The organism is Mesorhizobium sp. LNHC229A00 (genome assembly GCF_000502415.1).
Lineage (GTDB): Bacteria > Pseudomonadota > Alphaproteobacteria > Rhizobiales > Rhizobiaceae > Mesorhizobium.
This window is the reverse complement of the sequence record NZ_AYWQ01000016.1, coordinates 119,106-133,465: the sequence shown is the minus strand read 5'-3', so window position 1 is coordinate 133,465 and position 14,360 is coordinate 119,106. Positions and strand designations below refer to the sequence as shown.

Genomic DNA, 14,360 nt, shown 5'->3' with positions numbered 1-14,360 from the left:
GATATTATGTCAATGGAGTTTTATTCCATGTGTTCCATTTTGGGCGCGCTGCCATCGAGATCCTTGTCCGCGCAATAAGCGAGGCTGGGGAGGAGCCGAGGGCCGGCATGCACGTTCGGGTCCGAAGATCGATCGGTCGCTTGATATCTAAACCGGAGCGGCGAGCGGCCCGGCCCTCATCACCATGGGCTTGACTTAACAATGTCCATCTGAAGGCCCTTAGGACGTGCCCCGCATCGTCGATTGTCCCCGTCACGCGCCTACACGAGTGGTCGCCTCGGGAGTGTCAAGCGACAACCCTGAGTCGTCGGCCAGGCAGGGGAAGTATGCCACAACTTCTAGATATATGTCAAACATACATACATACCCGCCGTCTGAGAAGGCTCAGCTGCACCAGCCAAGGGGCGGAATCTCAGGTGTTGTGCGCGATTTCCGGAAAAAACGATGTGTGCTTGACCTTTCGTGAGGTATGTGTGAGATACGTACATACAGCTCGGCCGTTTTTACCGGAGGCGTCATGCGGGAACTAAAAGTAGGCATCATTGGCGCTGGCATCTGGGGAGCGAACCATGCCAGGGTCTTCAACACTCTGCTCCAAACACGCTTGGTTGCGGTCTGCGACATTGCGCCTGAACGGGCAAACGCATTCAAGGAGCAAAGTGGCTGCGCGGCGGCCTATTCCGACTTCAATGAGTTGATCGCGGATCCCGAAGTCGAGGCCATCTCCGTGGCAACACCCGACTTTACGCATGCCCCGATCATTCTTGCGGCACTGAAAGCCAACAAACATGTGCTTTGCGAAAAACCGCTGGCAATGACGCTGGAAGAAACCGAGGAAGTTGCCAAGGCGGCGGCACAGTCCTCCGGCAAACTGATGGTCGATTTCCACAATCGGGTGAATCCGGCCATCGTGCAGTTGCGCGACGCCGTCGCCGCCGGCGAGATTGGCAATGCTGTTCATGGCTATGCGCGCCTCAGCAACACCACGTACGTTCCGCTTGAAATGCTGTCCTGGGCGGCAAAGTCGTCTGCGCTTTGGTTCTTGGGTAGCCATGTCGTTGACGCGCTGCGATTTGTTCTAAATGACGAGGTGGTCAGGGTTTACTCGGTCGCTCGCAGTGGCGTGTTGAAAGCACGGGGCGTCGATACACAGGACGTGCATATTTCGACTCTGGAATTTTCTAAGGGTGCCGTCATCACGCTGGAAAACAGCTGGATCCTCTCGACCGCCAACCCGATCGCATATGACTTCAAGATCGAACTGGTTGGCGACAAGGGCCAGATCAATGCCAACCCCTCCCACAACGGTGCTGTGACGAAGCTTACGTCGCAAGGCGCCAAGTTTGCCGATTTGCTTGGGATCACACCGACGGGGCCGTCCCGCATTGGAGGCTTCGTCCTGGAGGCGATCGCGCAGTTTGTTGATGCCGTTCTGGACGAAGCTCCCCTTCTTGCAGATGCAAAAGACGGCTTGGCTGTTACCCGAGTTCTGGCGGCGATTGAACAGTCAGCCGCTCAGGGAACCCCGGTTAGGCTCTGTTTTTGAGACCGGACCTTCAAACATAAGGAGCGAAACTATGAGCTTTGAAAAGTGGTTTGGACTAAACGGCAAGCGCGCGATCGTCACCGGCGGTAGCCGGGGACTCGGGCGGTCAATGGCCATGGCCTTGGCGGAAGCTGGAGCTGATATCGCCATAACCGGGCGCACGCAAGACACCCTGGATAAGACAGCCGCTGAAATCAGTGCGTTCGGAAGAAAGGTGTGGACATTCAAGGCCGACATGGCCGTGCCTGCGGTGTGCGAAACAACGTTCGAGCGCATCGTCAAGGAACTCGGTGCACCGGACATCCTGATCAACAACCTCGGCAATCGGGAGGTCAATGTTTCAATTGAGGCGGAGTCGCTAGAAACCTGGCAAAGGATGATTGATCTGAACCTCACCACCTGCTTCCTGGGCACTAAGATCGCCGGCGCGGCAATGCTGGCGGCCAAGAAAAAAGGACGTATCATCAATATTGCCTCGATCAGCGCCCTGATCGCCAACCGTGGGATCGGGGGGCGCGACTACGAAACGGGCAAGGCAGCGGTTCTGCACTTCACGCGATGCGCCGGTGCAGACTGGGCGCCGCACGGGATCACTGTCAATGCGATCTGCCCGGGCCTGTTCATGACCGATATCAACAAGGAATGGAATGAGAAGAACCCCGAGGTGATCGAGGCTTTTCTTGAGAATGTTCCGATGGGCAGGGCCGGCGTCCCGGATGAAATTGGGCCGCTGGCTGTTTTCCTGGCAAGCGACGCATCGGCCTACGTCACCGGCGCCTCCTACTTGATTGATGGCGGATATACGCTTTGGTAGCCATCACGCTTGGCAGGAGTTCGATCTGATTGGGCGGCCGACAATAGCGATGGAGCTTAAAAGCTCCGCCGCTCATGCAAGGACACTGTTGGTGCGGTGATGTTCCCCATCACCACCCGCCGCTGTAGCGGCAATAGGCGGCACCTGACGCCAATTCCATCCGTCGGCCGTGTTCCCCAAGCAACATTGCGTAGGCACAAGTTTAGGCTCCATGACCTCATATTTGATCGGAATCGACGGCGGGGGAACGAGTTGCCGGGCGGCGGTGGCGGACCGGGATGGACGCATTCTCGGTCGCGCAAAATCGGGCCCGGCAAATATTCTGACAGATCCGGAGACGGCTCTCAGGAACATTGCAGAAGCGGCACGCGCCGCCTTCGAAGACGGAGGTCTCAATCCGGAAGGCATCGCGGCGGCATATGCGATCGTGGGAGTTGCGGGGCACAACGTCGGCGATACCGTTCAAAATGTTGGCCGGCGGCTTCCGTTTGCCACCGCCGATATCGAATCCGACGGCCTCATCGCATTGGAAGGCGCGGTTGGGGATATGGACGGCGCCATTGCGATACTCGGAACAGGTGCGATCTACATCGCCCGACGTGGCGCCACAGTATGCTCCCTCGGCGGCTGGGGCTTCACCATCGGCGACCACGGCAGCGGAGCGCGCATCGGCCACGCCCTCCTGCAGGAAAGCCTTCTCGCCTACGACGGCATCCACGCGCCCTCGGCGATCACGGATTCGGTGCTCACAGAATTCAACGACGATCCCCGCCATCTGGTCGACTTCGCGCGGCTGGCGAAACCTGGTGAATTCGGCCGCTATGCACCACGCGTCTTCGAATTCGCCGCAGGCGGCGATCCAGTTTCAACTCGCCTCCTGAAGTCGTCAGCAGCCATGGTTGACGAGGCGCTCGATGCGCTTGTTTCAAAAGAGGCACGGACGATTTGTTTGCTCGGAGGTTTGGCGCCGCTCTACCGGCCTTGGCTTGCCGGTCGACATCAGCCGCTGTTCGTCGAGGCCAAAGCCGACGCGCTCAGCGGCGCCGTTGCACTGGCGGCCCGGCGTTTCGGCAGTCGGCGGAGAGCAATGATATGACCCACCCGTTGGCCGGTATCCTGCCGCCAGAAGGGTTTAAATCAAGAGGTACCGGGCCGCTTTATCGCCGGCTTCGGCTGTGCCTAGAAAAGGCGATCCTGTCAGGCAAATTCAATCATGGCGACGCACTGATTCCTGAACGTGTCCTGGCGAGTCATGCTGGTGTTAGTCGCGTCACAGTTCGCAAAGCCATCGAGAGTCTTGTGAACGAGGGGCTACTTGTGCGGCGCCGCGGCGCCGGCACCTTCGTCGAATGTGTGCGATCGAACGTCGGAGACTTGCTGTGCCGATCAGCCCAGTTGGTTGACGCCTCGCCACGGCAGTGCGCCAATTCACGGGTGCAGTGGCTGGAGCGCGGGCTATTCCAGCCCACATCCGACGAGATCATCACCCTAGGCTTGTCTGCCCACTCCCGCGTGGCACGTCTCACCTGTCTTCATTTCTCGAACGATGAGCCCCTCGCCGTGGAGCGGAGCTCCGTTTCTGCGGACATTATTCCAGAGCCGTTGCGCGTCAACTCATCGGTACATGACTGGCTGAGGGGAACGAACGCAAGGCCGGTTCGCGCAATACAGCGGTTGACGATCGGGAGCATCAAGGAGCCTGACGCCCGTTGGCTGGGTCTCATCCCACCGGCAGCCGGACTTTCTGTCGAACGCGTCGCATACCTATCTTCAGGCCGCGCCATCGAGTTCACACGCTCCGTTTTTCGAGGCGATGGCCATGGCTTTGTTTCTGAATTCGAATTCTCAAAAAGCTGAGCAAATTTCCAGGAAGGGACCTCTCATGCAGTCTCTCGAACAGACAAATATGCGCCGCGAGATCGACGAGATCCCGGATGCGACCGCACGATTGCTTGATCGCTCGGCAAACGCGCTTGCAGCGGCGGGCGCGGCTCTACGGGCAAAAGACCCGGCCTTTCTTGTCACCATTGCACGCGGCTCCTCAGACCATGCCGCTCTCTTCTTGAAGTACGCCATTGAACTGACAACCGGTATCCCAGTGGCCTCACTCGGGCCATCGCTTGCCTCTATCTACGGGGCCAAGCTGAAACTCGGCGGCGGTGCGGGGCTCGCAATTTCGCAGTCCGGCAAAAGCCCGGACATCGTGGAGATGGCCCGGGCCGCAACCCGCGCAGGGGCCACAACGATTGCTTTGACAAATACGATGCCTTCGCCGATTGCTGAAGCTTGCAGCCATCCATTGGATATTCTCGCCGGTCCGGAAAACGCGGTGGCGGCAACGAAATCCTTTGTGAACTCCATCGTCGCGGGGCTTGCTGTTCTGGGCGAATGGACGGGTGATCGGGCGTTGCAGCATGCGGTGGCTGACCTCCCGAAGCATTTCGCTCAAGCAGCAAGACTTGAGTGGCTGGACCTCACAGCCTGCGTCGACGAGGCGGATTCACTGTATGTATTAGGTCGCGGCCCGGTCCTCGCGATTGCCAACGAAGCCGCCCTGAAATTCAAGGAGACGACTGGCATCCATGCCGAGGCGTTTTCCGCTGCAGAGGTGTTGCACGGCCCGGTCGCGATTGTGGGTCCCCGCTTTCCGGTGCTCGCGCTTGCGGCCCGTGACGCCGCAGAGGACTCGGTGGTTAAGGCCGCGGAAAGCTTGAGTACCAAGGGTGCCGTCGTGCGGGTCACGTCAGGAAAGACGGCAAAGGCAAGGCGCTTGCCCTTCGTCGAAACCGGCCACCCTCTAACCGACGCTTTGACGCTAGTCCTGCCGTTCTACGGTCTGGTGGAAGCGCTCTCACGCTCGCGAGGCCTCAATCCCGACGCGCCTGCACATCTGAGGAAGGTCACGGAAACGATATAATTGCTTAACGGCGCTAGCCATTGGGATGACACCTTACGTGGTCTCAGCGATCCGCCACCCAGGATGATAAACCGAGGCTTTCAACATGACGGCGAAGATTGAAATTGAACCTCTGAACGCCTGCCCAGAAATGATCCCGGTCTGCGCGAGTTGGACTTTCGGGCATTGGGATTGCCAGGCAGGAACGACCTTCGAAGAAACCAATCGTCTCTTCTGCGACGCGGCGAATGAAACATATTCTCTGCCTCTTACCTTTGTCGCCATCGCGGATGCAAGCCTGCCGGCATGATCAGCCTTCGTCAAGGCGACTTCAAGGAACGGGCCGATCTCTCGCCGTGGCTCGCATCTCTTTACGTCCATCCATCTCATCGCAAAACAGGCATAGGTTGTTGCTGATGGCGAAGCTGGAAGTTGAAGCCGAAGGCCTGGGTTACAAGCGCCTCTATCTCACCACAGAGGACTCCAAGGGCCTTTACGGCTGGCAGGAGATAGATCGCGTACGCACACCGTTTGGCCACGCATCTCTGATGGCGAAGGACTTGCGGCGAGACACACGACCAACCCGCAAGCTCAATGAATGGCGAGACTGCCGGCTCTTGCGCATCGCGGGAAGTTTCGGGTCGGCGAGACGAACGTTATCGACGCCGAGCTTCGAACGAACAAGACGAACAACGGATTGACTGTCCCTATGGCCATGACGCGGATAATTACTGGTGCGCGGATCTTCGACGGCGAAGATTTTTGCGACGGCGCTGATCTCATCGTTGAAGCAGGTAGGGTGAAAGAAATCAGCCCGAGAAGCGCTGAATTCCACGATGCAGAGATAGTCGACGCGGCTGGCCTGCTTCTCATACCGGGTTTCGTCGACCTGCAGGTCAACGGCGGCGGCGGAACGCTCTTCAATGAGGAGCCAACGCTTGGCGGCATTCGGCAAATCTGTTCGGCACATGCGCGGTTCGGTACCACGGCATTGCTGCCCACGCTGATCAGCGACACCCGCGAGGTGAAGACTGCGGCCATAAACGCAGCCTTGGAGGCGAAGGCTGCGGAAGTTCCAGGATTTCTAGGTCTTCATCTCGAGGGCCCGCACATCTCGTTGGCTCGGAAAGGGGCTCACGATCCAGCGCTGATCCGGCCTATGGACAAGGCAGACCTGGACGAGCTGCTGGCCTGCATGGAGGCACTCGGCTGCCTCATGGTTACGCTCGCTCCGGAGAATGCAACCAAAGAGCAGGTACTCGCACTCGCCAATGCGGGTGTCGTCGTCAGCCTCGGCCATACGGACGCCAGTTTTGACACGGCCTGCGGCTATGCAAAGGCCGGCGCTCGCGTCGTCACCCATCTTTTCAATGCCATGAGTGGCCTCGGGCATCGTGAACCCGGCCTCGTCGGTGCGGCGCTGGCGACGGGAACACTTGATGTGGGGTTGATTGCCGACGGTTTCCATGTGGATCCGGCGGCAATGGGCGTTGCCATTCGCGCCAAGCAAGGGCCGGGCCAGATTTTCCTGGTGACCGATGCAATGTCGACGATTGGGACCGACATGACACACCTTCTTCTCAACGGTCGAGAGATCCTACGCGAGGGCGGAAGGCTGACGCTCGCAGATGGCACGCTTGCCGGCGCCGACATCGACATGCTTTCCTCCGTGCGCTTCGTGCATAAGAAGCTCGGCATGCCCGTTGAGGAAGCGATCCGCATGGCCACCGCTCATCCCGCGGACGCCATGCGGATTGGTTCCCATAAGGGCCGGCTTATTACCGGTGCCGACGCCGACTTTCTGCTACTGACTCCCGAGCTTCAACTGCGGTCCACATGGATCGGGGGCCGGAAGGCCTTTGATGCAACGATCATTTAAGGTCGAGCCAGTTGGCGGATTCACTGTAAGTCCGTTTGTCCTTCTTTGTGGTTGAGGTAGCTAACCCTACATTGGTCTTCCGAGGGCTGCTCGGATAGGCGGAGCCGATCCTCACGACGGGAGGACATACGAACTTATTTACAGCGCTGATTATGATTCTTTATCGCTACTGGCACATGTTGCGGCTCACTCGAAGGTCCTTTATAGACGTTCACAATCTGCAGTTTTTATATTTGTTTTTTTGAGCGTGAGAAATCGATATGAGTCAGGCAAGAGTCGTGCTGCCGATGATTCGGGCCCATATGCCCCAACTTCCAATCGCACTGATGCGCATTGCGAAATACGCGGTCGCAAACCCCGAATTGATCGTGCATCAGTCGGCGGCACAAGTTGCCTCGTCCTCAAAAAGTGGACAGGCGAGCGTAATTAGGTTTTGCCGAACGGTTGGCTTCAACGGATTTCAAGATTTCAAGCTTGCGCTAGCGGGTGAGTTAGCGACACGCCCAATAAGGTCGGCGGAGCCCGATGCCAGTCGCAAGCTGTCGGATCAACTAGGTGACAATCTCATTGCTGCTATCCAAGAAAACAGATCGCTTCTGAATTTTGGCGACGTTGAGATTTTGGCGATGCGGCTGTTGAAAGCGAAACGAGTCGATGTCTATGGTGCGGGGTTCTCTGGCATCCTTGCTTCTCTGCTTGCTGCCCGACTTTTACGACTCAATGTACACGCCTTCGCGATCAGTGACCCAACCTTTGGCGCCGAGGTCGCTCACGGTCTCGATGGGGATTGTGTGGCAATCGCCATATCAGAAACTGGCCTGACGAGAGACACGGTTACTGCACTTCGTCGAGCCCATAGTGCTGGTGCCTTCACCGCCGCAATAACCAGCCGCCCAGAAAGCCCCCTGGTTGGTGCCGCAGATTTGATGCTGTTAGCTGCTTCAATTGAATCTCCGCTCACCGGCGGTGCGTTGACGCCCGCTTTCACCCAGCTCTTTGTTATCGAGGTCCTTGTGTCTGCAGCGACCATCGCGCGGAACGATCACTAATCGGTTCAGCCTAAGCGATCGAGCGCGAACCAGCGATGACATTTTCTCCTACTGGAACAAAAGTCCATTGACATAATATATGATGGAGTTATATTCCATATAATGACACGTGGTGGACTGGCCATCCGGCGTAATCGGATAGCGGTTACAGGATGATGCCCCAAAACAGATGGCTAAAGACGATGTCGTAAGCGCTGCTTGTGTTCTTAATCGTCGTTCTGCTCAGATCACGGATCTAAGAGCCGGCAAAACGATTTGTCGAGTTATCATGACATGTCACTGTTACCCAGCATCTCTTTACATCTGCACACTAACGATAAGTAAGAGCGGGCCGGACGAACTGTCACTTCGTTCAGACAGTAATTGGAAGCAGCCCTGATTGATACAGCTCAACCGTCCATGCCGACAGAAAGTACAACGCCATGAAGGCGCTGATTGTAGAGCGACAGGGTGAGTTATCCCTCCGAGAGATTGACCTGCCTTTGAATCTGGGACCGAGCGATGTGAAAGTCGCAGTGCACACCGTCGGGATTTGTGGAAGTGACGTTCATTACTATACTCATGGCGGCATTGGCAGCTTTCGATTGAATGCGCCAATGGTACTGGGACACGAGGCATCTGGCACTGTCGTCGAAGTTGGATCGCAGGTTGAAAACTTTGTCGCCGGTGATCGCGTATGTATGGAGCCGGGCGTTCCCGATCTGTCTTCGCGTGCATCAAAACTCGGCCGTTACAATGTTGATCCATCCGTTGTGTTCTGGGCCACGCCTCCTATACATGGAGTTCTGACGCCCCTTATCGTCCACCCGGCGGCCTTCACCTACAAGCTTCCCAGCTCTGTCTCCTTTGCCGAGGGCGCAATGGTCGAACCATTCGCCATAGGCCTTCAGGCAGCTGCGCGAGCCCGGATAGTGCCTGGTGATGTGGCAGCGGTTATTGGTTGTGGTCCTATCGGGATCATGACCGCGATCGCAGCATTGGTCGGAGGCTGTAGCCGAGTTTACGTTTCTGACTTTAGTTCCGAGAAACTTGCAATTGCGGGTAAGTATCAAGGTATCTATCCTGTCAATGCTGCGGATGGGCCTTTTCAGTCTTTTATCCTGAGTGAGACAGAGGGCTGGGGTGCCGACATCGTTTTTGAGGCAAGCGGCAGTCAAAATGCTTTCGATGCCATTTTTGACACCGTTCGTCCCGGGGGCGCCGTAGTGTTGGTGGGGTTGCCTGTGCAGCCCGTCACGTTCAACACACATGCCGCCATTTGCAAAGAAGTCCGAATCGAGACTGTGATGCGGTATGCTAATGTTTTCGACCGCGCGCTTTCTCTTATCTCGACCGGCAAAGTCGATCTGAAGCCTCTGATATCCGATACCTATGGCTTCGACGACGCAGTTCAAGCCTTTGAACGAGCGGCTTCCGCTCGGGCATCAGATGTAAAGATACAGATCCGCGTGTCCGAAAACGCGATTTAAGACGTGTTAACGAAAATAGCCGATCACGAACAGCTTCAGCTCGAGGTGATCCGCTTCTCGCTTGCTTCATATATCTGGGGAATCTAGCTAATGCGCATTATTCATGTAACGGATACACATCTCGTAGCGCCGGGCAACTTGCTCTTCGGCATTGATCCGGTTGAACGGCTAGAGGCTGTGCTGCGTAAAATCGAGGCTGACTTTAGTGATGCGGACCTGTGCATCATCAGCGGGGATCTTGCCGATGCTGGCGAACCGGATGCCTACCAAATGTTGCGTGGCCGGCTCGAGACATTTCCCGTTGCGACGCGGCTACTGATTGGCAACCACGATGACCGTGAAAACTTCCGCAGCGCCTTTCCCGAAGCCATGACCGACAACAATGGTTTCATCCAGGGCTTCGATGATTTGGAAGGAACCCGCCTAATCTATCTCGACACACTCGAGCCGGGGGCAATTCAGGGCCGCCTATGTGATAAACGGCTGTCCTGGCTCAAGCGCACCCTTGATGGGGCGGCCGATAAGCGCGTTGTAATTTTTAGTCACTATCCGTTCCTTTCGGTCGGCTTACCGCATTGTGAAAAGATTCTTCTCAGCAATCCGATAGAAGTAATGTCTCTACTCCACGCTCACGATGGCGTCCGGCATATCTTTTGCGGGCATGTTCACGTCGCAACGGCGGGGCAATGGGAAGGAATTCCGTTCACTATCTCAGCCGGAACTTGCCACCATATCGTTCCGGATTTCGTCAACGATGACGCTCGCTTCGTAGCAATGACGCCACAATTCGACGTGGCGACGATAACCGACGAAAAGTTCCTTATTCACCGAATAGAGGCACAGGACCCACCGGTCCTGGCAATAATGCCCGGTGTTTGACCAGCTACACGGTGGTGCAATTCAGAACTTACCGGATAACGCAATCGGGGTCTGGCGGACTGAGATTCCCCTTACAGGGCGGGAGTAGTACCGAACCTCGGTAACAGCTGTTCTCAGGCCAAGGCCTGGAGTGGGGTGTGGGCGTGGGCCAGGGCAGCAGGTCATCGAGGTGGTTTTGAGGGTGGCCGGCCAGATTGACCAAGGCGAGCTTTTGGCGCAGCGACGGGTCCAGAGCGTCGATGATGGGTCGGCTCCTCTGCTGGCGAGCGGCGCCGGCGCTCCTCAACTGGGCGACCCCGCAGATCGCTCTTGATCTTGTAGAGTTCGGCGATGTGCTGGAGAGCCTCGGTTGCGATCGGCGCGGATCCGGACTGCGCTAGTTCATACAAGGCGACGGACATGCGCCCAACAGAACGCCAGGCCCACGGCGTTGCGCTCGGCCACCGCCCAGTATCCGGCGTAGCCGTCGACTTGCAGACTCCCGACCAAGCCCCAAAAGGTGCCGCAGCGGCTGTTCGGCCTTTCGATCGGGCGCACATCACTCAGCACTCTCGATGAAAAATGGTTTGTACGACGCTCACGCATACATTATGTAACGTCAATCAGTATGCGTTTGCTGCAAAATGTAGGCGAAAAGGTAAGGCACTGTGGTACTTAGATCGCCAACCTCAAGGAAACAAGGAATTGGGGCAGGTATGGGTGCTTCTAACGGTGACTGGCTGTATGTCATGGGGCGAGTTGAAGAAGATTCAGCCAGGCACCGGCCGTCTAGGCCGACAACGAATCTCATCTCGACTAGCACTCTTGGTCCAGCCAATCGTGGCCGTCTTCTTCAGGCGTTGTATGACATGGGACCGTCCAGCCGGGCAGACTTGGCGCGGTATACCGGCGTAAGTCGCGGAACGGTTGGTGGAATCGTGCAGCCACTCCTTGATAAGCGGATTCTTGTCGAAGGCGAAGTCGTTCCACCCAATCAGGCTGGCGGCAAGCCAGCGACGAAGTTGTGGTTCTCGAAAGATGCTAAGCCGATATGTGCTGTTCTGCTAATGCATGATCACGTTCGGACCTGCCTGGTCTCTCTAGATGGCGCAGTCTATGCGCAGAGCACCGAGAAGTTTCCGAAAGATCTCAACGACCCTCATGAGGCATTTCAAATTATTTCGCGCTCGGTGCAGAAAACGGCCACATCAGTCGACATGCCGATTCTCGGCATTGGCGTAGCTGTCGCGGGAATGATTAACACGGAAGCCGGCTCAATAATGTCCATGAGCCTTGCGCCATTTTTCAACAATTTTCCCATAGAGACCGAGTTGGCGAAGGAGTTTGAAGTCCCTGTATGCGTCGACAAAGACGATCGGGCATTGCTTGTTGGCGATCGTTGGTTTGGCAAGGGCCGCGGGCGCGGAAATTTCGCTGTGGTTTATACTGGTGAGGTGCTGGGAGCGGCACTTTATATTGATGGACATCTTCATAGAGGGCCATCGGGCGCTGGCGGCGAAATTGGTCACACTATTGTCCAATTGAATGGGAGCCGCTGCAAATGTGGCCGAAGCGGCTGTTGGGAGACTATCGCGACGCTTAGATGGTTGAGAGACGAGGCACTGGCACGAGGGCTCCCGCAGCCCGCTTCACTGGACACGCGCCGTTTGATAATTCTCGCTGACCAGGGTGTAGAAGGCGCAGCCGAGCTACTGCAAGAATACGCCTTCAATCTTTCCGTCGGTTTGGCAAATCTTCAACAATTGATGGCACCCAATTACATCATACTTCATGGGGATGTCGCTCAGGGCGGAGAGCGAATGCTTCAGCTAATAGAAGCGAGATTTCGTGAGTTGATTCTCAGCCGGCCGGGGGATGATGTATCGCTCGTCCTCGGTGACAGCGAGGATGTCGCTGCCCTGCGCGGCGCTGCCGGACTGGTGCTTTCGGAACTCCTGAATTTCCCCCTCTGACGAGCCGGTCATCTAGCCACTTCCAGCGTCTACTGGTTTGATCGCCGCTTACGGTTTAGCGAGCGTTTGCTACCTCGCTGCCAACAAGCGAGCGACTGCCGCTCGGGCGAGTGTCAGGTTTTGCATATTCAGGAAATTCCTGCGACAGGCTTTTCCAGATATAGGTATGTATGTATCCTTGACATATATACCTACGGATGGCAACTTTAGCAGGAAGGAAGCTGTGAGTTGGTCCTGCGGGCGCTGAAAAAATGGCTTCGGCGACGGCACATGGAGCCAAACCAGTTGGGCGCATGCCTCACACCCGTAAGCAGGAGAACTTGGGATGATCGAACTATCGCGCGACAGAACGGCTAGCCTCGATGTGGCTTTCCATCTCCACTCGCAGACAAATCCTCAGCAGCTTAAGGCTCAGGGTCCCGCGGTTATCGAGCGAGGGGAGGGCCCCCGGGTCTTCGACAGCAATGGAAAGGAATACATCGACGGCATGTCGGGGCTTTGGTGTGCATCGCTAGGCTTCGGAAACCAGCGGCTTGCAAAAGTCATCTATGAGCACTCCAAGCGCATCGGATACTACCATACCTTCTTTTCGCGAACCTCTCACGAGGTGAGCCTGCTAGCGGAGGAACTGTCCAAACGGTCGCTGATCGAGAATGCGCACGTCTACTTTGCGACGTCCGGATCTGAAGCAAACGAAACCATGGTCAAACTGGCGTGGGTTTACCACACCGTGCGTGGCAATCCGGGCAAACGCAAAGTGATTTCGCGAAGAAAGTCCTTCCACGGTTCGACGATTGCAGCGGCTTCGATGTGCGGCTTGCAAACGATGCATCGCGAGTTTGCTCTGCCGATATCCGGGTTTCTGCATGTTTCCTTCCCCGACATGTACCGGGGCATGAATGACGGCGAGACCCCCGAGCAATATTCGGACCGGCTTGCTGCAGAGCTTGAACAAATGATCCTGAGAGAAGGCGCCGATACGGTAGCCGCGTTCATCGCCGAGCCGGTCATGGCCGGCGCCGGGGTGGTTGTGCCGCCCCAGGATTACTTCCGCAAGATCAAGGCGGTGCTCGACAAGTACGATGTGCTGTTGCTGGACGACGAAATCGTGACAGGTTTCGGGAGGACCGGCAATTGGTTTGGTCGCCAGACGACCGATATGCAGCCGCATATGATGGCCCTGGCGAAGGGCCTGACATCCTCCTATTTCCCGATGTCGGCCGTTGTCATGGCGCCTGAGATCTACGAAGCGGTCGCAGAATTCAACAAGAGCGGCAGCTTCTTCGGGCATGGCTTTACAAACTCCGGCCACCCGGTTGGTGCCGCCGTTGCGCTGGAATGCCTCAAAATCTATGAGGAAATGGATCTCGTACCGCATGTACGGGCCATGGGCGATCGGTTGAAATCGCACCTCCGCGAAATCGCCGCAGGCTCATCGATCGTCGGCGATGTCCGGGGCGTTGGATTGATGTTTGGCATTGAACTTGTCGAGGACAAGGAGACCAAAGTTCCATTTGCGCCCAGCTTTGGGGCCGGCTTCAAGTACGACACGTTTTCGGTCGAAAACGGCCTCGTCGTGAGAGCCACCGGGGATTGCCTAATCTTGGCCCCGCCGCTTGTCGTCAACGAAGCAGACGTCGACCAAATCGCTGAGCGCTTCGGAAAGGCGCTCAAGCAATTTCACTCCAGCATTGGCCGCTGAAGGCCATCTGTGCATCGAACCCTGAGGGAATGACGCTTCATCCTTCCGATGCCATCAAAGGAGGAGGAGGCTCAAGGGAAACGGACAGTACGCTCCACCGGTATTGATAAGAGCCCGGATCGCTCAGCGGTCCGGGATGCAGAAATGAAGCATATCCATTGGTACACCAGAAAA

General features: G+C 56.8%; 13 protein-coding genes and 1 pseudogene. 13 read left to right on the top strand and 1 reads right to left on the bottom strand.

Annotated features, from left to right (window positions below):
- Nucleotides 1–517: 517 nt before the first annotated feature.
- The 11 genes from X742_RS145335 to X742_RS145375 all read left to right on the top strand — a co-directional run bounded on the left by X742_RS145335 (nucleotide 518) and on the right by X742_RS145375 (nucleotide 10,532).
- Nucleotides 518–1,546: a Gfo/Idh/MocA family oxidoreductase gene (locus X742_RS145335; RefSeq protein WP_023774313.1), complete on the top strand. Its 1,029-nt coding sequence runs from the start codon at nucleotides 518–520 to the stop codon at nucleotides 1,544–1,546.
- A 31-nt stretch (nucleotides 1,547–1,577) separates the two neighbouring features.
- Nucleotides 1,578–2,360 (top strand): SDR family NAD(P)-dependent oxidoreductase, encoded by a 783-nt coding sequence (locus X742_RS145340; protein ID WP_031248306.1) that lies wholly within the window; start codon nucleotides 1,578–1,580, stop codon nucleotides 2,358–2,360.
- Between the two features lie 211 nt (nucleotides 2,361–2,571).
- On the top strand, nucleotides 2,572–3,456 hold the full coding sequence (locus X742_RS145345; RefSeq protein WP_023774311.1) for an N-acetylglucosamine kinase: 885 nt from the start codon (nucleotides 2,572–2,574) through the stop codon (nucleotides 3,454–3,456).
- On the top strand, nucleotides 3,453–4,217 hold the full coding sequence (locus X742_RS0138025) for a GntR family transcriptional regulator (RefSeq protein ID WP_031248305.1): 765 nt from the start codon (nucleotides 3,453–3,455) through the stop codon (nucleotides 4,215–4,217). The genes X742_RS145345 and X742_RS0138025 overlap by 4 nt, the downstream gene beginning before the upstream one ends.
- Nucleotides 4,218–4,242: 25 nt before the next feature.
- A complete protein-coding gene (locus tag X742_RS145350; protein ID WP_031248303.1) occupies nucleotides 4,243–5,277 on the top strand; it encodes an SIS domain-containing protein in 1,035 nt (344 codons plus the stop codon).
- A gap of 85 nt (nucleotides 5,278–5,362) precedes the next feature.
- Entirely contained in the window at nucleotides 5,363–5,566 is a 204-nt protein-coding gene (locus X742_RS1000000174935) for a hypothetical protein (protein ID WP_198019237.1), read from the top strand.
- The gene (locus X742_RS1000000176765; protein WP_348524185.1) at nucleotides 5,563–5,673 is read left to right on the top strand and encodes a hypothetical protein; all 111 of its coding nucleotides are present in this window, start codon (nucleotides 5,563–5,565) and stop codon (nucleotides 5,671–5,673) included. Before X742_RS1000000174935 ends, X742_RS1000000176765 begins: the two co-directional genes overlap by 4 nt.
- 292 nt (nucleotides 5,674–5,965) lie before the next feature.
- Nucleotides 5,966–7,135: an N-acetylglucosamine-6-phosphate deacetylase gene (gene nagA / locus X742_RS145360; RefSeq protein ID WP_031248301.1), complete on the top strand. Its 1,170-nt coding sequence runs from the start codon at nucleotides 5,966–5,968 to the stop codon at nucleotides 7,133–7,135.
- A gap of 287 nt (nucleotides 7,136–7,422) precedes the next feature.
- On the top strand, nucleotides 7,423–8,184 hold the full coding sequence (locus X742_RS145365; protein WP_245275606.1) for a MurR/RpiR family transcriptional regulator: 762 nt from the start codon (nucleotides 7,423–7,425) through the stop codon (nucleotides 8,182–8,184).
- A gap of 422 nt (nucleotides 8,185–8,606) precedes the next feature.
- Nucleotides 8,607–9,653, top strand: coding sequence for an NAD(P)-dependent alcohol dehydrogenase (locus X742_RS145370; RefSeq protein ID WP_023774306.1), 1,047 nt, complete (start codon nucleotides 8,607–8,609; stop codon nucleotides 9,651–9,653).
- A gap of 90 nt (nucleotides 9,654–9,743) precedes the next feature.
- The gene (locus X742_RS145375; protein WP_023774305.1) at nucleotides 9,744–10,532 is read left to right on the top strand and encodes a phosphodiesterase; all 789 of its coding nucleotides are present in this window, start codon (nucleotides 9,744–9,746) and stop codon (nucleotides 10,530–10,532) included.
- Between the two features lie 193 nt (nucleotides 10,533–10,725).
- Here the strand turns inward: X742_RS145375 and X742_RS1000000175940 are convergent.
- Nucleotides 10,726–11,067, bottom strand: a pseudogene (locus tag X742_RS1000000175940) (transposase); the annotation flags it as partial.
- Between the two features lie 193 nt (nucleotides 11,068–11,260).
- On the opposite strand from X742_RS1000000175940, the gene X742_RS145380 reads away from it, so the two are divergent.
- Nucleotides 11,261–12,484 (top strand): ROK family transcriptional regulator, encoded by a 1,224-nt coding sequence (locus tag X742_RS145380; RefSeq protein WP_031248300.1) that lies wholly within the window; start codon nucleotides 11,261–11,263, stop codon nucleotides 12,482–12,484.
- A 325-nt stretch (nucleotides 12,485–12,809) separates the two neighbouring features.
- A complete protein-coding gene (locus X742_RS145385) occupies nucleotides 12,810–14,186 on the top strand; it encodes an aminotransferase (protein ID WP_023774302.1) in 1,377 nt (458 codons plus the stop codon).
- The last annotated feature ends 174 nt before the right edge of the window (nucleotides 14,187–14,360 follow it).

Coding starts and splice junctions, on each gene's coding strand:
- X742_RS145335 (WP_023774313.1), top strand. CDS start 518: ATGCGGGAACTAAAAGTAGGCATCATTGGCGCTGGCATCTGGGGAGCG.
- X742_RS145340 (WP_031248306.1), top strand. CDS start 1,578: ATGAGCTTTGAAAAGTGGTTTGGACTAAACGGCAAGCGCGCGATCGTC.
- X742_RS145345 (WP_023774311.1), top strand. CDS start 2,572: ATGACCTCATATTTGATCGGAATCGACGGCGGGGGAACGAGTTGCCGG.
- X742_RS0138025 (WP_031248305.1), top strand. CDS start 3,453: ATGACCCACCCGTTGGCCGGTATCCTGCCGCCAGAAGGGTTTAAATCA.
- X742_RS145350 (WP_031248303.1), top strand. CDS start 4,243: ATGCAGTCTCTCGAACAGACAAATATGCGCCGCGAGATCGACGAGATC.
- X742_RS1000000174935 (WP_198019237.1), top strand. CDS start 5,363: ATGACGGCGAAGATTGAAATTGAACCTCTGAACGCCTGCCCAGAAATG.
- X742_RS1000000176765 (WP_348524185.1), top strand. CDS start 5,563: ATGATCAGCCTTCGTCAAGGCGACTTCAAGGAACGGGCCGATCTCTCG.
- nagA (WP_031248301.1), top strand. CDS start 5,966: ATGGCCATGACGCGGATAATTACTGGTGCGCGGATCTTCGACGGCGAA.
- X742_RS145365 (WP_245275606.1), top strand. CDS start 7,423: ATGATTCGGGCCCATATGCCCCAACTTCCAATCGCACTGATGCGCATT.
- X742_RS145370 (WP_023774306.1), top strand. CDS start 8,607: ATGAAGGCGCTGATTGTAGAGCGACAGGGTGAGTTATCCCTCCGAGAG.
- X742_RS145375 (WP_023774305.1), top strand. CDS start 9,744: ATGCGCATTATTCATGTAACGGATACACATCTCGTAGCGCCGGGCAAC.
- X742_RS145380 (WP_031248300.1), top strand. CDS start 11,261: ATGGGGCGAGTTGAAGAAGATTCAGCCAGGCACCGGCCGTCTAGGCCG.
- X742_RS145385 (WP_023774302.1), top strand. CDS start 12,810: ATGATCGAACTATCGCGCGACAGAACGGCTAGCCTCGATGTGGCTTTC.